The 17553-nt window shown below is 45.3% G+C and carries 16 protein-coding genes; 4 read left to right on the top strand and 12 right to left on the bottom strand.

The genetic code is table 11. The features are described from left to right. Window positions 1–80: 80 nt before the first annotated feature. The gene (locus NI465_RS04530) at window positions 81–896 is read right to left on the bottom strand and encodes an NAD(P)H-binding protein (RefSeq protein ID WP_180086849.1); all 816 of its coding nucleotides are present in this window, start codon (window positions 894–896) and stop codon (window positions 81–83) included. 33 nt (window positions 897–929) lie between these two features. Here NI465_RS04530 and recG point away from each other — a divergent pair, with 33 nt between their 5' ends. Both recG and NI465_RS04520 read left to right on the top strand, forming a co-directional pair. Further along, entirely contained in the window at window positions 930–2975 is a 2046-nt protein-coding gene (recG, locus tag NI465_RS04525) for an ATP-dependent DNA helicase RecG (protein ID WP_253144453.1), read from the top strand. Beyond that, window positions 2962–3597: a ComF family protein gene (locus tag NI465_RS04520; protein WP_005101225.1), complete on the top strand. Its 636-nt coding sequence runs from the start codon at window positions 2962–2964 to the stop codon at window positions 3595–3597. The genes recG and NI465_RS04520 overlap by 14 nt, the downstream gene beginning before the upstream one ends. 4 nt (window positions 3598–3601) lie before the next feature. Here NI465_RS04520 and NI465_RS04515 read toward each other — a convergent pair whose 3' ends face one another. Both NI465_RS04515 and NI465_RS04510 read right to left on the bottom strand, forming a co-directional pair. Then, window positions 3602–4003: an NUDIX hydrolase gene (locus tag NI465_RS04515; protein WP_180086846.1), complete on the bottom strand. Its 402-nt coding sequence runs from the start codon at window positions 4001–4003 to the stop codon at window positions 3602–3604. Between the two features lie 30 nt (window positions 4004–4033). Beyond that, window positions 4034–4624 (bottom strand): LOG family protein, encoded by a 591-nt coding sequence (locus NI465_RS04510; protein ID WP_005108589.1) that lies wholly within the window; start codon window positions 4622–4624, stop codon window positions 4034–4036. Between the two features lie 152 nt (window positions 4625–4776). On the opposite strand from NI465_RS04510, the gene NI465_RS04505 reads away from it, so the two are divergent. Further along, entirely contained in the window at window positions 4777–5790 is a 1014-nt protein-coding gene (locus tag NI465_RS04505) for a CorA family divalent cation transporter (RefSeq protein WP_005248226.1), read from the top strand. 241 nt (window positions 5791–6031) lie between these two features. Here the strand turns inward: NI465_RS04505 and NI465_RS04500 are convergent, their stop codons facing one another. The 8 genes from NI465_RS04500 to dxs all read right to left on the bottom strand — a co-directional run bounded on the left by NI465_RS04500 (window position 6032) and on the right by dxs (window position 14954). Beyond that, complete coding sequence (locus NI465_RS04500) at window positions 6032–6322, bottom strand: STAS domain-containing protein (RefSeq protein ID WP_180086845.1); 291 nt, start codon at window positions 6320–6322, stop codon at window positions 6032–6034. A gap of 15 nt (window positions 6323–6337) precedes the next feature. Further along, complete coding sequence (locus tag NI465_RS04495; RefSeq protein WP_004281529.1) at window positions 6338–6976, bottom strand: MlaC/ttg2D family ABC transporter substrate-binding protein; 639 nt, start codon at window positions 6974–6976, stop codon at window positions 6338–6340. Between the two features lie 18 nt (window positions 6977–6994). Then, complete coding sequence (gene mlaD / locus NI465_RS04490) at window positions 6995–7672, bottom strand: outer membrane lipid asymmetry maintenance protein MlaD (protein ID WP_180086844.1); 678 nt, start codon at window positions 7670–7672, stop codon at window positions 6995–6997. Next, entirely contained in the window at window positions 7672–8451 is a 780-nt protein-coding gene (gene mlaE, locus NI465_RS04485) for a lipid asymmetry maintenance ABC transporter permease subunit MlaE (RefSeq protein WP_004281531.1), read from the bottom strand. The genes mlaD and mlaE overlap by 1 nt, the downstream gene beginning before the upstream one ends. After that, on the bottom strand, window positions 8448–9266 hold the full coding sequence (locus tag NI465_RS04480) for an ABC transporter ATP-binding protein (RefSeq protein ID WP_004645032.1): 819 nt from the start codon (window positions 9264–9266) through the stop codon (window positions 8448–8450). Before NI465_RS04480 ends, mlaE begins: the two co-directional genes overlap by 4 nt. A gap of 405 nt (window positions 9267–9671) precedes the next feature. Then, a complete protein-coding gene (locus NI465_RS04475; protein WP_004281533.1) occupies window positions 9672–11546 on the bottom strand; it encodes a DEAD/DEAH box helicase in 1875 nt (624 codons plus the stop codon). 552 nt (window positions 11547–12098) lie between these two features. Next, window positions 12099–12929: an inositol monophosphatase family protein gene (locus NI465_RS04470; protein ID WP_004281534.1), complete on the bottom strand. Its 831-nt coding sequence runs from the start codon at window positions 12927–12929 to the stop codon at window positions 12099–12101. 114 nt (window positions 12930–13043) lie between these two features. Further along, window positions 13044–14954 carry a 1-deoxy-D-xylulose-5-phosphate synthase gene (gene dxs, locus NI465_RS04465; RefSeq protein ID WP_253144452.1) on the bottom strand — a complete coding sequence of 637 codons (1911 nt, stop codon included), beginning with the start codon at window positions 14952–14954 and terminating at the stop codon, window positions 13044–13046. Between the two features lie 309 nt (window positions 14955–15263). Here dxs and ribA point away from each other — a divergent pair, with 309 nt between their 5' ends. Further along, the gene (ribA, locus tag NI465_RS04460; RefSeq protein WP_180086873.1) at window positions 15264–15866 is read left to right on the top strand and encodes a GTP cyclohydrolase II; all 603 of its coding nucleotides are present in this window, start codon (window positions 15264–15266) and stop codon (window positions 15864–15866) included. Window positions 15867–16005: 139 nt separating this feature from the next. Here ribA and hemN read toward each other — a convergent pair whose 3' ends face one another. After that, window positions 16006–17379, bottom strand: a complete 1374-nt coding sequence (hemN, locus tag NI465_RS04455; RefSeq protein ID WP_253144451.1) for an oxygen-independent coproporphyrinogen III oxidase — start codon at window positions 17377–17379, stop codon at window positions 16006–16008. Window positions 17380–17553 lie beyond the last annotated feature (174 nt).

Below are 17553 nucleotides of genomic sequence, written 5' to 3'. Positions count from 1 at the left end.
ATACCGTTATTTAAATAGGAGCATTCCCTTTCCTGAGCAATTTTTAAAACATGGTTTTTAAAAACAAAGCGTAAGTGAGGTTAGGAGGGATTATTTTTCCTCATCAACTCCAAATAATCCTGATAACAGTCTGGATGCTCTAACTCAAATCCCATTTTCTGCATTCGAGTCGCGTAAAGTTTCTTACCTGTCACCTGCTCGCTTTCTACTTGCAGCAAAGGAAGTCCCATCTGTTGCTGAAACCATTGCATTATTTCATGCAATAATTTTGGATCGTTGTTTGTCGCAATATAAGAGTTTTCAGGATGTTCCACGTGAATCATCTGTGATAAGAAACGTGATAAATCTTCGATATGAATCCGGTTCGACCAGTGCAAATTTGGATAGCACGTCATAGAAGCAGCCATTTTTTGCAGACGCGCAACTGAAGTACCGTAAATGCCGCTCGGACGAATGATGGTAGATTGCTCAGGATAAGCAGCGAAATAAGCCTGCTCCATCTGCTGCAAGATTTTGCCCTGAGCATCAATTGGGTGAATTTCAGTTTCGTCGTCTACGATTTCACCGGAATTTTGCCCATACACTCGTGTCGATGACACCACCACAATCCGCTTCACCGGATGCTGTTTCAAGGCAGCCACAATAGGTTGAACCGAATCCAGATAAGTCTGCTGATAGCCTTCAACCGTACTTTGTTTTGGACTAAGTAATACATAGACCCAGTCAATCGGAGGAACTGCTGTTAAATCCAGTTGATGCACATCCTGAATCAGATGAGTTGCGAATGAATCTGTTTTGGGACTCTGGCTAATTGTGCTAATTTGATGACCTTGCTCAAATAGTTGTTTAGCCACACGTCGGGATGTTTTACCATAACCGATAAATAAAATATGCATTGAGCACCGAATCACAAATCTGGTTGAGGGGACATGGCTGCAGTCCATCAGTTACAAGGCGTTGGCAATGCCGCCGCTGCATTACTCGAAAAACTAAATATCTTCAATACTGATGATTTGCTTTTTCATCTACCACGTGACTATGAAGACCGTAGCACGATCATTCCTATGAATCAATTGAGCGTGGGACGCAGCTATCTGCTGGAAGGCATCGTTAAAGGTGTGGATTTCCCCCCTGGCAAACGCAAATCCATGGCTGTGCTGCTAGATGATGATTTTGGCAAAATCACTTTACGTTTTTATCATATTTATAAAGGCATTACTGACCGCTGCAAACTGGGTAACCGTTTAAGAATTTTTGGTGAAGTGCGGGTTGGTGCGCGCGGTCTGGAAATGTATCATCCCGAACTGCAAGTCATTACTGAGGACACACCTTTACCTCAAACCAAGCTCACGGCAATTTATCCGGCGACTGAAGGCCTGACCCAGCCAAAAATACGGGATTATATTCAGCAGGCCTTGGATCAATACAGCGATCATCTGCCTGAATTGCTGCCAGCAAAATTTAGCAATGGTTATGCGCTGAAACAGGCACTGGAATATATCCATCATCCACCAGTCAATGCCAATATGCTGCAGCTGGCACAAGGCTCACATCCTGCACAGCAGCGCCTGATCTTTGAAGAACTGGTAGCGCATCAGATCAGTTTATTGACACGTCGGGCCTTCATTCAGCAGGTCGAAGCGCCTTCATTTGCGCCAAGTCAGACCTATGCCAAACAGCTTTTAGCCAGTCTGGCTTTTGAAATGACCGGTGCGCAAAAACGTGTATCCAGAGAAATTGCACAGGATTTAAGAACCAATAAACCGATGTTGCGTCTGGTTCAGGGCGATGTCGGCGCGGGTAAAACACTGGTGGCCGGTGTCGCGGCCTGCCATGCACTGGAAGAAGGCTGGCAAGTGGCGTTAATGGCACCGACCGAGATTCTGGCCGAGCAGCATTATCTGAACTTTAAACGCTGGTTTGAGCCTTTGGGCTTAAATGTAGCCTGGCTTTCCGGCAAGCAGAAAGGTAAAGCTCGCGCAGCAGCAGAACAGCTGATTCGGGACGGAAGTGCCCATCTGGTCATCGGCACCCATGCGCTGTTTCAGGAAAATGTCGAGTTTGCCAAACTGGGTCTGGTGATTATTGATGAGCAGCATCGCTTTGGTGTGGATCAGCGCCTTGCTCTCAGAAATAAAGGGCTAGATGGTATGTCACCGCATCAACTGGTGATGACTGCGACTCCGATTCCACGCACACTGGCCATGTCGGCCTATGGTGATCTGGATACCTCAGTAATTGATGAGCTGCCACCGGGCCGCACCCCGATTCAGACCGTGACCATTCCATTAGACCGGCGCGAAGAAGTCTTGCAACGGATTGCCAGCAACTGTGCCGAAGGCAAGCAGGCCTATTGGGTCTGCACCCTGGTCGAACAGTCCGAAACCCTAGATGCTCAGGCCGCAGAAGCGACTTTTGCTGAAATTCGGGAACGCTTTCCTGCGCTGAATATCGGACTGGTACATGGCAAGATGAAAGCAGATGAAAAACAGGCGGTAATGCAGCAGTTTAAAAATAATGAATTACAGCTGCTGATTGCCACTACCGTAATTGAGGTCGGTGTGGATGTTCCGAATGCATCCATTATGGTGATTGAAAATGCTGAACGTCTGGGCTTATCTCAACTGCATCAGCTACGCGGTCGGGTCGGCCGTGGTGCCAAAGCCAGTTTCTGTGCCCTACTGTACAAACATCCGCTGTCGCAAAATGGTCAGGAACGCTTAAGAATCATGCGTGAAACCAATGATGGTTTTATGATTGCCGAGAAAGACCTAGAATTGCGTGGGCCGGGAGAACTACTCGGGACCAAACAGACTGGCGACATGAATTTCCGTGTGGCCAAACTGGAACGTGATGATCACCTGCTCAATCAGGCACATTATGTGGCCCAGCAGATGCTCAAGGATTATCCTGATCAGGCCGAAGCATTATTGCAACGCTGGCTACCGGAAGCACCGCGCTATGCCTATGTTTAAATTACTGCAACATGGAAAATCCTGGCTGACCCGCTTACAGCCCTGCCAGCTCTGTCTGACCGATCATCAGTCCATTCATTCAGTCTGTGAAGATTGCTGGCGACAATTACCCTGGGCACATCAAACCATTCAACGGCAGGAAATGCAGTTCCAGATTGCCTGCGACTATGCCTATCCGATGGACCGGCTGATTCAACTGTTTAAATATGAACAGAAGCTGCATTTGCAAAATTTACTGGCAGGTGTGCTGTTAAGCTTAGACCTACCTAAAGTCAGTGCGATAGTACCGATGCCGATCTCGAATGAGCGTCTGGCTGAGCGCGGTTATAATCAATCTCTAGTGCTGGCCAAACATGTGGCAAAACAGTTGAATGTACCCATCTGGCAACCTGTTCGACGAATGAAACAACACTCGCAAAAGGGCCTAAGCCGGCTGGAGCGGATTGAAGACATCCAATCACAATTCCAGATCAGTACCATTTCCAAGCTGCGTTACCGTCGGGTGCTGATTATTGATGATGTGGTGACGACCGGCAGCTCGATTCGAGCACTGAGCCAAACACTTGAACAACTGGGCTGTCAAAAAGTTTATGCAGCCTGTCTGGCAGGTGCTCAAATCTGAAAATTTAAGCTTGGGCGAGTAAATGAGACTTGACCCATGGAATCACAATTTCAGTGGTCAAGGGTGCGAGTCGTAGCTCTTTTTCATCCAGATCGACCCATTTCATTTCGGCAATTTCCGCTTCAATTTTTGGCGCTTGATCTAGACTTACCCAATAGACATAACTCACCAGTTGATGATCAGGTTCATTTGCCGTCTGGGTTTCAAAACGCCCAATGAATTGCTGAATCTGCGCCTGTGTGCCAATTTCTTCCTGAATTTCACGCAACATCGTTGCTTCTGGTGCTTCATTTGGCTCCAGCTTGCCACCAACCTGCATAAAGCAGGATGTCCCTTTTTTGCGAACCACCAGCAGTTGCTGCGCTTCATTTAAAATAATGGCTGCAGCCACCGTAATCACGTTCATTTATTTTCTACAAATCATGCTGTGGACAGCTTATTTTACAAGATCGGTCTGATCGACCATACCCCATTTCGCTTCAGGCGGCTGATAACTTTCAAACTGGCGCAAAATATCATCCAGATTATCACTCACAATTAAAGCATCGCTAAAGCGCGCTTTGGTAAAACCTTTCTCAGTCGTCATATAGATAAATTTGAGTAAATCATCATAGAAACCATCTACATTTAAAAAAGCACAAGGCTTTTTATGAATTCCCAACTGTGCCCAGGTCCATTGTTCAAAAATTTCCTCTAGGGTTCCGGCACCACCCGGAATGGCAATAAATCCCTGGGCCAGTTCCGACATGCGGGTTTTACGTTCATGCATATTATCGACCACAAATAGCTCGGTAATATGCGGATGCGCCAGTTCACGATTGACCAGCTGTCTTGGAATTACACCAATCACCTTGCCACCAGCAGCCAAAGCACTATCAGCAACAATGCCCATTAAACCGGAGCGACCACCGCCATAGACCAGCGTCTGATGCCTTTCTGCCAAGGTCTGACCAACCTTTTCGGCAATCTGGGCATAGAGAGGATCGGAGCCCAGTGCTGAACCACAAAAAATTGCGATAGAATTCATCATTTCACTCTCCAATTGACGCTATATTGTACGAAATCGCTGCAAGCGCGTTTTTTCCAAAAATAACTGCTTAATATCAGTGTTTTTATTCAATTCCTTGTCTAAAATACACCCATTCCAATTCACATACTGCGCCAGGGAGAAAAGACAGCATGCTTGAAGCCTTTTACGCCACAGAGCGCGGTAGCTTAGAAGATATCACGATTAACGGTGATTTCGACCTACATCCAGATTTAGTATGGCTTGATCTGATTGCACCTTCACAAGAAGAGCAGCAATGGATTCTAGATGCCTATGCGCAAAACTTACCGACCTTAAAATCGCTGGAAGATATTTCCTCGAGTGCCCGATTTTACCGTGATGATGACGGCATTTTGCATATCAGTACCTATTTTTTAACCAAAAATAAAAACTATCAGGTCGAGAACGAAAACGAAGATGAATCCAGCATGCTGGCGACGGTACAAACTGTAGCATTCATTCTACATAAGGATCGTCTGTTTACCTTGCGTGGCGAAAAGCTTGTGGCCTTTCGTGCCTTCCGTGCCCGTGCGCGCCGCAATGATTATGAAATCGATTATAAAGATCCAACCTGGATTCTATTGGGTCTGCTCGAAGCCAAACTGGATGAACTGGCCGACATTCTGGAAGATGTACATAAAGATTTAGAGAAATATTCAACTGAAGTGTTGAATAACCGCCATCGTGAGCAGATTCTCGATCTGGATGACATGATTACCCGTCTGGCTCAACTGGAAGATATGCTCGGTAAAGCGCAACTCTGTCTGATCGATTTGCGTCGTGTTCTAACTTTCCTGTCTCGTCCACGCGCCTTAGGCAGTCATATTTATGATGCGGATATCCGAGAACTCAGTGAAGATGTACGCTCGCTGGTTGAACATGATGCCTTTCTGTTCCAGAAAGTGCGCTTCCTGCTCGATACCACGTCCGGATTCATTAACACGGAACAGAACGATACAATTCGTCGATTCTCGATTCTGCCAAGTATGCTCGCTCCACCGATGCTCATTGCCAGTATTTATGGCATGAATACCGAAGTTCTGCCTTTTGCACAAGGCACCATGAGCTTCATTATGGTCAGTATTATTTTGATCGGCTTTTTAATCGGGCCATTGATTTACTTTAGATGGAAGAAGTGGATTTAATTTCTTCACCCTCTCTCTAACTCTCTCCCATAGGGAGAGAGGACTTCCAATATTTATTGAGATAGTAGTTTTTAAAAATATCATTTCTCTCCATAAATTTAGAGAGGAAGTTCCCTCTCCTTTTAGGAGAGGGTTAGGGTGAGGTCATATTTTAATCCTTCCTAACCTCCTTTTGATAAAGGAAGGAATTTACTTTTAAAATGTATCAACAATAAAAAAGCACCTGTCGGTGCTTTTTTATTTACTGAGTGATCTGTAAATCATCCTGTAAATGACAGGCCTGAATGATATTCATCATTTTAGCAGGAACAGCTTTAAACTGTAGTCCTTGCGCTTGAGGAGTTTGGCGCAACCAGCGCACCAATACTGCCAAAGCCAAAGTACTGCCACTTTCAAGCCCAGCCAAGTTGACCACAAGCGGAAACTTGGTCTGCGACTGAACCACACGCAAACCATTTAGGTAATAGTCCTGCGCATTGGCATAGTCAATCTTGCCTGAAACCTGCAATTCCTGATCCTTGAATACAATCACGGCTCACCTATCTGATTATTTCTTGTTCTTGTCGATTGCAGCTTCTGCATCCGGTTTGAAGTTAGCAATGGCTTTATCTATATTACCGCCATTACGTTTGACTGTCGCAGCAAACTGGTTACGGAATTGCAAACCTAGATCGATACCCGATACGTTGATGTTGCGGATTTTCCATTGTGAACCTTTGTCCACCAGCTGGAACGCCACGGGAATTTTCTCGCCCTTATTATTAAAGTCGATGGTTACAACAGGGTTTTTGCTATTGCTGGCCTTGTATGGACGCACGCTATAGGTCTGATTGCTGAACTTGGAAAATGCAGAACCATAATTTTCAATGAGCGTTTCACGGAAATTCTTTTCAAACTGGGCGCGTTGTGCAGCAGTACTATACTGGTTCGTCGCATAAGTCCCCATCACAATACGCGTGAAAGACTGTGAATCAATGTATGGATCCAGATTCTGGCGGACAATCGCTTTGACCAGCGCTGGATTGTTCTGCAATTTTGCGTTATCAGCTTTGAGGCGCTCAATCAAACCATCTGCCACTTTTTTAATAAAAGCAGGTGGCGCTTCAGACGGTGCAGCAAACACTGTACCAGCAACCATTGTTGAAAGAATGCTTGCTGCAAGCGTTTGTTTTACTAAAGTCTTCACTGAAATCTCCTCAATCTATTATTCAACAAATGCAGGTTCTGCATCAGTCGATTCTGAAACTGTCGCCTGTTCTGGGGCAGTTTCTTGACTATCCGACGATTTACCGGCACCGCCAGTAATGAACTTCGTCACTAAATCTTCAATTTCCATGGTGCCTTGGGTATTGGCAATCTGATCACCGCGTTTCAAATAGTTCAGACCACCACCTGGAATAATTTTCAGGTATTTTTCACCCAATAACCCATTGGTCGCTACCATAATATAAGCATCCTCATCAATATTGGTGATGGATTTCATGTTAGCTAACAGTTGTTTTTCCATGTCTTTTTGTTGCGCAGGGGTAGCAGCAGTATAGTCCGAACTATAACGTAACTCTTCCAGTGCTTCCTGCTGAACCTGCTTTAACTGTTCAGCATTAAACGAGGTCAATGAGCCATCCAGAGTCATATGCACGGTCGCCAGACGAGTTACAGGGTCCAGGGTAATGTCATCCACCTGCCCCACTTTCACACCACTTAATGCCACTTTGGCACGTGGCTTGATCCCATTTACATTTTCAAAAGTCGCTGTCATTTTATAGCTGTCGGAAATATTGTGTCCGACCAGACCACTGACACGCATTGCTAGGAAAAATAAGGCAATACCAAACAAAATAACAAAAACACCAACGGCCAGCTCACTAGTACGTGATTTCATTAAACACCTCCGAACATGACCGCAGTCAACACAAAGTCAAAGCCTAAAACGCACAGCGAAGAATACACGACTGTACGCGTTGTAGAAGTTGCAATACCTTCCGATGTCGGGACACAGGCATAGCCTTGATACACCGCAATCCAGGTACAAATTAATGCGAATACAAAACTTTTAATAATGGTGCCATTTAAGACATCTTTATAGAATTGCACGCTGCTTTCCATGCCGCTCCAATAAGCGCCTTCATCGGCACCCAGAAAATCCACCCCGACCATTTTGCCGCCCATAATGCCAACTGCAGCAAAGATGACGGAAAGCATTGGCAAGCTAAAAATCCCTGCCCAAAGACGAGGCGAAATCACCCGCTTCAATGGATCGACACCGATCATTTCCATACTGGACAATTGTTCAGTGGCTTTCATCAGGCCAATTTCCGCAGTCAAAGCTGAACCGGCACGTCCTGCAAACAGCAAAGCAGCGACCACAGGTGCCAGTTCACGCAGCAAGGTCAGCGCGACCGCTGTTCCCAGCATCGACTCACTACCAAAGGTCGATAAGATGCTAAACATCTGCAAACCAAGCACGGCTCCAATAAACAGGCCAGAAACCACAATAATCAGCAGGGACAATACCCCAACCCGATACATCTGATAAATAAACAGCTTTACGCCAAGCCAGGTCGGCATGGAAAATAAAATCTGCAACAGCATCAGGGTCGCGACCCCAATCCCCTGTACACGTTCAATAACGCGTCTACCTAATGCGGCAATTGCATTCATGAACGAACCTCATCACTTAAATAAGCTTGATGACTAAACTGATAATCCACTGGACCTTCTACCGAACCGGTCAGGAATTGCTGTACAAAAGCAGATGGATGCGCTTTCAGCTCTGCCGGCGTGCCCTCGCCCTGAATTTTGCCTTCTGCCACCACATAGATGTAGTCTGCAATCGATAAAGTTTCTGCAACATCATGCGAGACAATAATCGTGGTTAAGTCCAGTGCTTCACGTAATGAACGGATCAGACGAGTCAAAACGCCCATCACAATCGGATCTTGTCCGGCAAAGGGTTCATCGTACATGATCAGCTCAGGATCCAGCGCAATCGCACGGGCCAAAGCCACGCGTCGGTTCATACCACCGGATAGTTCAGACGGCATCATCTGTTCTGCACCACGTAAACCGACTGATTCCAGCTTCAGTGCCACGATTTCCTTAATCAGATGTTCCGGCAATTTAGTATGTGCTCGAATCGGAAATGCGACATTTTCATACACGCTCATATCGGTAAACAAAGCACCGCTCTGAAACAGCATGCCCATCCGTGCACGTGCTGAAAAAAGTTCGGAACGTGACATCGTGGCAATATCCTTGCCGTCCAATAAAACCTGACCGTGCTCAGGAACCAGCTGCCCACCAATCAGTCTTAATAAGGTGGTTTTACCAGTACCGGATGGTCCCATAATGGCGGTAATCTGCCCACGACGAATATTTAAACTCACGTCGTCATAAATCACGCGCTCACCCCGCTTGAAGCTCAGATTCTTGACTTCAATCAGAGATTGAGTATCTCGCGCTGTTTGATTTTTCATAGCTGAGTTTATTCCTGCATTTTTTCAGCATGCATACTATAAAGGAACGAAGTTCAAAATGTTAGCAGTTGAAAAAGATGGTTTAATATCATAAAAAAATGACAACAATGGATTATTTCGTATTTTTTATAATAAAAATATGCACTTAAGCTTGATTCAAGCACATTGATTAATTAAAAAGACTGTATAAATAATAGATAATATTACATAAAATCAAAGTCAATGCGATATATGGCATATACACCTCTATCAATTGAGATCGAAGAGCTAAGCTTTTCATATTAATAATTATCATAACCCTGACAAAATATGATTTAGTAGACATTTTACGTTAAAAAGCAAAAAACTCAATGCATAAAAAAACCGGTATTTCTACCGGTTTTTTATCTTCATCTAGCGACTGAATTAGTCGTTAAATTTACGACGTGGACGATCTTCACCACCGAACGAACGTTCACCACGTGGCTTGTCATCAAAGTTGCGACGTACTGGACGATCACCGAAATCACGCTTTGGACGGTCATCACCGAATGAACGTGCTGGACGATCACCGAAACCACCTTCACGACGTGGAGCAGGACGATCACCAAAATCACGTTTTGGACGATCACCATAACCGCCTTCACGAGCTGGTTTATAATCTACACGGTTACCACGGTTGTCATCATTAGAGCGAGGACGGTCACCAAAACCACCTTCACGACGTGGAGCTGGACGATCACCGAAGTCACGCTTTGGACGGTCATCAAACGAACGTTGTGGACGATCACCAAAACCGCCTTCACGACGTGGAGCTGGACGATCACCGAAGTCACGCTTTGGACGGTCATCAAACGAACGTTGTGGACGATCACCGAAACCGCCTTCACGACGTGGAGCTGGACGATCACCAAAGTCACGACGTGGACGATCTTCGCCAAATGCTGGACGTTCGCCACGAGGTTTGTCATCGAAGCTACGACGTGGACGATCATCACCGCCTTCACGACGTTTGAAGTTGCTTTCGCCTTCAAAACGACGACCACCACCGAAACCACCACGACCGCCATCACGACGACCGCCATCACGGCCACGACCGCGACCAGCGCCATCACGGCTACCACGTGCAGGAGGTGGAGATGGCTCAAGACCTTCAATTTCAGATACGTTTAGACGCGCATCAAGGAAGTCTTCTAAAGCACGGATTTTACCGCGTTCACGGTAAGTCGCCAAAGTAATGGCTTTACCAGTACGACCCGCACGACCTGTACGACCGATACGGTGTACATAGTCTTCATTCTTCATTGGAAGACCGAAGTTAATTACGTGTGAAATAGTTGGTACGTCAAGACCACGCGCTGCAACGTCAGTTGCAACCAAGATCTTCGCACGACCTTCACGGATGCTGCGTAAACGACGGTTACGAACAGTTTGTGGCATAGCACCGTGAAGCGCTACAACTGATAGACCTGCTTCAGCAAGTTCTTCAGCCAACATATCTGTGTCTTCTTGAGTTGACGCAAATACAACTGCTTGATCAACGTCTTCTTCGTTCAACCAGTGAGTAAGAAGTTTTTTCTTGTGCTCAAAACCGTCAGTCCAATGCAAAGTCTGAGTAATATCAGTATTGGTAGAGTGACCAGTTTCGATCGAAATACGCATTGGATCATTCATCATGCGTTCTGCAAGTGTAATGATACGTGGTGCAAAAGTCGCAGAGAACATAAGAGTTTGTTTGCGGTTTGCAGCCAACTCACCAATTGCTTCTAAGTCTTCAGAGAAACCTAGGTCAAGCATACGGTCAGCTTCATCGACGATTAACGCGTCAACTTTATCCAATTTGATTTGACGACGATTCACCAAGTCAAGTAGACGACCTGGAGTTGCAACAACAACTTGCGCGCCTTTTAACTGTTGAATTTGCTTACCAAAAGGCATACCGCCCATGATTGCAGCAATACGAACACCTTTCATGTGACGTACAAATGCGATTGCGTCTTGACATACCTGTTGTGCCAATTCACGCGTCGGTGAAATCACCAAAATATTCGGTTGAGTAACCGCTTTCATACGGTCTTTAAACGGTACTAATGTATCTTGGTTTGCCAACGCATTTAACGTAGGCAGTAAGAATGCAGCAGTTTTACCAGAACCTGTTTGGCTTGACACAAGAAGGTCTTTGCCTTCAAGCGCAGCTGGAATCGCTTGTTCTTGTACAGGAGTAGGAGTAGTAAAGCCTAAAGCGTCGAGAGCCTGGGTTAGAGATTCGTCGAGGGAAAAATCAGCAAAAGTTTTGCTCATAGAGAGTATTCACCCTGAAGTGGGTGCTCCATTTAATAAATAACAATTATGGACATCGGCAAAAAGCGGCACAGCAAATAATGCTGAAAATATTAGGATTCAGCAGCGATCCGAGTAACGACGATGTGGATATAACGCACGCATGATTACGGCCGCAAACCTGAAGGAATCGCTTAAGCGATTGGGGCGCGAAGGATATGTCCTCTCTATGGACAGCACGCGCATACAATGATTAGAAGATAGTGTTCAGGTAAAGAACAGAAATTAAGTGCGTGGCGGAATTATAGCAGAATATTCCACAATGTCATTAAGTTTTAAAACTAATTTCCCTTATTCTTAATTTATCTATATATTTCTAATACTTAAAATATAATAAAAAATGTAACAGGCGGTATAAAAAGTCACTTTTCGCCAATTCACCTGATATTTCCAGTATTCAAGCAAACATCAATACCCCTATACCAGTCTCTCGCGACTTAAATTTCCGTGCATAAAAAAGGCATCCCGAAGGACGCCTTTTCTCAATATTAGATCTGATTCATCTAAACCCGATTATTTTGCTGCTTCGCCCCAAGCAGGAACAACTGCTTGCATTAAAGGCTTAAGCATTTTCATTGAACAAGCCAAAACTTGACCATTTTCCATAGAGTCGCTACCACCACGTGCATCAACTACAGTACCGCCTGCTTCTTTTACGATCAATTCGCCAGCTGCGATATCCCAAGGCTTTAAACCAAGTTCGAAATAACCATCGAAACGACCTGCAGCAACATAGGCTAAATCCAATGCTGCAGAACCTGAACGACGATATTGCGCGCCAGCTTCAGTTACGTTTAACAGGGTTTGAAAATGGTTCTTGGCATAAGACACAACTTCGCCATTACGCTTGGCACGATAAGCGTGACCAACAGCCATAAAGGTATTTTCCAGGCTGTCTTTAACATTCACACGAATACGGCGCTGGTTCATCATGGCACCACGACCACGACTCGCAGAGAATAGCTCATCTTTCACCGGGTCATAAATCACCCCGTGTTGAGTAATGCCTTTGTGCTGAACTGCGATAGAGATACAGAAATGCGGGAAACCGTTAATGAAGTTTAAAGTACCATCTAGCGGATCGATCACCCAACACCAATCGGCGTCATGACCTTTACCTTCCTGATAGCCAAACTCTTCACCAAGGAAACTGTGATTTTTATAGCTTTTACGTAGGGTATCGATGGTCAACTGTTCCAAATAACGATCTACACGCGTTACCGGACCATCAATTCCTTTTTCTTCGACTTGTAGATCGAGTTTATGACGATTCTGATGCGCTTTTAAAAGCTCTTGACCAACTAACTGAGCCGCACGCGCAGCCATCACCACCATAGGTTCCATTGAACACCCACTACAAATTTGAAGACACTGATAAAGAATAATGCATAAAAGCCCCGATATCTTAGCAAATATCAGGGCTTTTTTGGGAAAAATCTGTCTAAAATTTTTAAGAACTTATGACAAGACGCTTTGCCCCAGGCTGGACCAAGCCTGATTGATTGATTTTTCAATACCTTGCGCATCCAGCCCCGCCTGCTGCAACATCTGTGCATGAGTCGCTTGTGCCATAAATGTATCATCCAGACCCAAATTCAGTATCGGTTTGACAATCTGCGCTTCTGCCAGATATTCATTCACGGCACTACCCGCACCGCCCATCACCGCATGTTCTTCTACCGTGACAAACAGACTGGTCGTCAATGCCAGATCATCGAGCATTTGGGTATCTAACGGTTTGACAAAACGCATGTTGATTACACGCACGCCAATCTCATGTTTCACGGCAAATGCTTCAGCAGCGTCGATTGCGGCCTGTACCCGGCTACCAAAGGCCAGCACAGAAATATATTCGTCATATTGCCCATTAAAACTGGCTACGATTTCCGCCTGACCGATCGGAATCTCAACCATCTTTTGCTGAATCTCGACGCCCAGTCCATTGCCACGCGGATAACGTACCGCTGCCGGTCCTGGATATAAATACGCAGTATGCAACATTTGACGACATTCATTTTCGTCTTTCGGCGCCATGATCACGATATTCGGGATAGTACGCATATAGGCATAGTCATAAGCACCGGCATGGGTCGGGCCATCTTCACCGACCAGACCAGCACGATCAATACCGAAAGTAACATCCAGATTCTGCAAAGCCACGTCATGTACCAGTTGATCATAACCGCGTTGCAGGAAAGTCGAGTAAATTGCAACCACCGGCTTCAAGCCTTCACAAGCCATACCGGCAGCCAAGGTAACTGCATGCTGTTCGGCAATCGCCACATCAAAGAAACGTTCCGGATATTCTTTGGCAAACTTCACCATGCCTGAGCCTTCGCACATGGCGGGAGTAATCGCAAGCAAACGTGTGTCTTGTGCCGCTTCATCGCAAAGCCATTGTCCAAATACATCCGAATATTTCGGTGCAGTATTGCTGGCGGCAACGGCATTGATTTTGCTAATCGCGTGATATTTGATTTGATCGGATTCTGCCGGAACAAAGCCCTTGCCTTTCTTGGTATAAATATGAATCAGGCGAGGACCTTTACGCTTTTTCAGCGCATTAAAGACATGTACCAGTTGTTTGACATCATGACCATCGTATGGGCCAAAATAGTCAAAGCCAATGGCTTGGAATAAGTTATCTGCAGCATCGGTTGCCGCACTGTGCAAACGCGAATTATACAGCCATTCCGGATGTGGCTGTACATAGGCCTCACCCTGCTCAGTAACATTAACGAATTCACCGCGCTCCCAAATGGCAGCCAGATGTTTGGCAAAACCACCGGTACTGCAAGAAATCGACATATCATTGTCGTTCAGCACCACCATCAGATCAGCACTGTGTGCCACGGCATCATTCAAGGCTTCAAAAGCCATACCCGCTGTCATGGCGCCATCGCCAATAATCGACACCACCTCACATGGCTTGTTTTGATAACGACGTGCCAGCGCCATACCCAGACCAGCAGAAATCGCCGTCGAAGAATGCCCTACCCCAAAGGTATCAAATTCAGATTCCTCACGAGCCGGGAACGCTGCCAGACCATCTTTGGCACGAATTGTGGTGAGCTGTTCACGACGACCAGTCAACACTTTATGCGGATAGGCCTGATGACCTACATCCCAGATCAGGCGGTCATGCGGTGTATTAAAGCAATAATGTAAAGCCACGGTGAGTTCAATCACACCGAGATTGGCACCAAAATGTCCGCCACTTTGCCCGGCAGCATACAAAATGAATTGACGTAACTCATCCGCCACTTGTTCTAGCTGGCTTTGCTCGAGTGCACGCAGTTGCTCAGGATGATTGATCGCATCAAGCAACGGTGTTACAGGGCGTTGAGTTGGGATTTCTGTATACAGCATATTATGGCAAAGCCTTCTAAAGCCTGGCAAATCTAAAGCTAGGTCAATGGGGAGTACCCGATCATATAGCTGAATTGTAGCAGCTTCAATTCAGCTACGCTTCTAGCGATGCAATATTAAACAATGATCTCGTCGGGGTGAAAAAATTGCAGCCTACGATTATCCTGAATAATCTTACTATTTATCAACTATTATCGTTCGCTTTCTACAAAAAAGAAAATCTATTGCAGAATTTCGACTTTGCAATTCTACCAATGTTCAAGCATTACGCTATACTTTAGCCAATTTCAGGATTTAACGGGTTCAGCTGTGCCAATCGAATTTGTCGCAACGTCAAGATTACCTACCGCTCACGGTGAATTTAAAATTACTGTATTTCAAGACCCTAAGACTGGCGAAGAACATGTCGCACTTTCCAAAGGACTTGAAGAAGTATCAGATGAGCCGGTGGTGGTGCGTGTACATTCTGAATGTTTAACCGGTGACTCCTTTGCTTCACTCAAATGCGACTGTGGCCCGCAATTGCAAGCGACTTTAAAACTGATCAATGAATTAGGCCGCGGGGTCATTCTGTATTTGCGTCAGGAAGGTCGTGGTATTGGCCTGACCAATAAAATTCGCGCTTATGCCCTGCAAGATCAGGGACATGACACCGTAGATGCCAATTTAATGCTGAACCTGCCCGCAGATGCACGCCAGTATGATATGTGTAGCATCATGCTGGATCATTTACAGGTGAAAGCAGTACGCCTGGTGACCAATAACCCTTCTAAAATTGAGGCTTTAAAAGCCCAGGGAATTAACGTGATCGATCGTGTGCCTTTGACTGTGGGTTTAAACCCTTTTAATGAACAATATCTCAAGACCAAGCACGAACGCATGGCACATCTTTATAAAAAGGATGATTTTTAATATTTTTAAAACCCTGTCCTACCTTATTTTAACTTAACCACTCCAAACCTCCCTTTCTTGCGCTTCGACTTAAAGCAATGCTTAAGTCTTGCTCGGGGAGGTTTTCCCTATCTTTCTTAAAAATGGGGTTAGGGGAAGATTAAATCGTCATCGAGAAAATCCGGTTCTCCGGTATGCGTCGCTTTAAACGTAAATCAAAAGCCATACAAATATTGCGTACAAATGGTTTCCCTTTCTCCAGAATCGTGACTGACGAGTCTGAAAATTGAATCAAACCATCCTGTGCCATTTCCTCAAGCTGTTCCAAAACCTCATCAATTTCAGGGAAAAGCATCTCGGAATTTTCCCATGAGGTGCTAAAGCTGCACATCAAATTTAGAATATGTTGCCGGATGATCAAATCTTCCTGATTTAAGACATGTCCTTTAAATACCGGAATTTCATTGCGCGCCAGGCATCCATAATATTCTTCAATGGTTTTCACATTCTGCGCAAAGCTGTACCAGCTATCACTGATTGAAGAAATCCCGAGTCCAATCATCACCTGGGTTTTAGAGGCTGTGTATCCCATAAAGTTGCGGTGCAATGTTCCCGCTTGAAAGGACTGGTACATCGCATCTTTCTCTAAGGCAAAATGATCCATACCGATTTCATGATAGCCATGTGCCAGAAGTTTCTTTTTACCCGCTTCATAGCATTCCCGTTTGATCGCATCTTTGGGCACATCGGCATCTTTAAAACCGCGCTGACCATTACCTTTAATCCAGGGCACATGTGCATAGCTATATAAAGCCAGACGGTCCGGCAAGAGCGAATTGGTTTGTTCAATAGTATTTAAAACATCATCCAGACTCTGAAATGGCAGACCAAAGACCAGATCATGGGAAATCGATTCATAGCCAATTTCTCGCGCCCATTCGGTCACCTGTTTAACATTTTCATAAGGCTGAATCCGGTGAATCGCCTTTTGCACGGTTTCGTTATAATCCTGCACACCATAACTGACCCGACGAAAACCCAGGTCATACAATCCCTGCAAATGTTCACGCGTAGTATTATTGGGATGACCTTCGAAACTGAATTCATACTCAGGCGCTACGTCTGCTTTGGCCAGAATGCCTTGAATTAGTTGAGCCAGATGTGCCATTGAAAAAAAGGTCGGTGTTCCTCCACCAAAATGAATCTCTTTAATGATGGGCTTTTCTTGTAATAACTCGCAATATAGATCCCATTCTTTCAGCAGTGCCTGAATATAAGGTTGTTCGACTTCATGGCGTTTGGTCACGCGCTTATGACACCCGCAGAAGGTACACAGGCTTTCGCAAAATGGCAGGTGGATATACAAGCTAATGCCTTCGCTTTGATTGGATTCATCAAAAGACTTTTTTAGCGTTTGCTTCCATTGTTCCAGCGAGAAATTCTGCTCTTCCCAATACGGAACAGTGGGATAACTGGTATAGCGTGGCCCGGGAACATTGTATTTTTGAATCAGGGAATTGACCTGTACCGACATAACACCCACCTATTACCGTCGAGAAATGCTCAAGCCAATGAGCGCTTGTGAGTTATTGTGCTGAGCTTGAAAAAAGAATTCAACCTAGCCATTTAGTCGGATTTAATGATGCATTCTGCTTATAAATAGTGGAATGTAATGTCTGGGCTGATGAATTGCATCACCAAATTAGAC

This window comes from Acinetobacter lwoffii (assembly GCF_024129855.1).
GTDB lineage: Bacteria > Pseudomonadota > Gammaproteobacteria > Pseudomonadales > Moraxellaceae > Acinetobacter > Acinetobacter lwoffii_L.
The sequence above is the reverse complement of the archived record's forward strand: the minus strand, read 5'-3'. Positions and strand labels throughout refer to the sequence as shown.

What these genes read in the sequence shown, in the direction of transcription:
- hemN (WP_253144451.1), bottom strand. Translation starts at nt 17,379, where the DNA reads ATGTCGGTACAGGTCAATTCCCTGATTCAAAAATACAATGTTCCCGGG.
- NI465_RS04505 (WP_005248226.1), top strand. Translation starts at nt 4,777, where the DNA reads ATGCTTGAAGCCTTTTACGCCACAGAGCGCGGTAGCTTAGAAGATATC.
- NI465_RS04470 (WP_004281534.1), bottom strand. Translation starts at nt 12,929, where the DNA reads ATGGAACCTATGGTGGTGATGGCTGCGCGTGCGGCTCAGTTAGTTGGT.
- NI465_RS04480 (WP_004645032.1), bottom strand. Translation starts at nt 9,266, where the DNA reads ATGAAAAATCAAACAGCGCGAGATACTCAATCTCTGATTGAAGTCAAG.
- NI465_RS04475 (WP_004281533.1), bottom strand. Translation starts at nt 11,546, where the DNA reads ATGAGCAAAACTTTTGCTGATTTTTCCCTCGACGAATCTCTAACCCAG.
- NI465_RS04520 (WP_005101225.1), top strand. Translation starts at nt 2,962, where the DNA reads ATGCCTATGTTTAAATTACTGCAACATGGAAAATCCTGGCTGACCCGC.
- NI465_RS04530 (WP_180086849.1), bottom strand. Translation starts at nt 896, where the DNA reads ATGCATATTTTATTTATCGGTTATGGTAAAACATCCCGACGTGTGGCT.
- NI465_RS04510 (WP_005108589.1), bottom strand. Translation starts at nt 4,624, where the DNA reads ATGAATTCTATCGCAATTTTTTGTGGTTCAGCACTGGGCTCCGATCCT.
- mlaE (WP_004281531.1), bottom strand. Translation starts at nt 8,451, where the DNA reads ATGAATGCAATTGCCGCATTAGGTAGACGCGTTATTGAACGTGTACAG.
- recG (WP_253144453.1), top strand. Translation starts at nt 930, where the DNA reads ATGGCTGCAGTCCATCAGTTACAAGGCGTTGGCAATGCCGCCGCTGCA.
- mlaD (WP_180086844.1), bottom strand. Translation starts at nt 7,672, where the DNA reads ATGAAATCACGTACTAGTGAGCTGGCCGTTGGTGTTTTTGTTATTTTG.
- NI465_RS04515 (WP_180086846.1), bottom strand. Translation starts at nt 4,003, where the DNA reads ATGAACGTGATTACGGTGGCTGCAGCCATTATTTTAAATGAAGCGCAG.
- dxs (WP_253144452.1), bottom strand. Translation starts at nt 14,954, where the DNA reads ATGCTGTATACAGAAATCCCAACTCAACGCCCTGTAACACCGTTGCTT.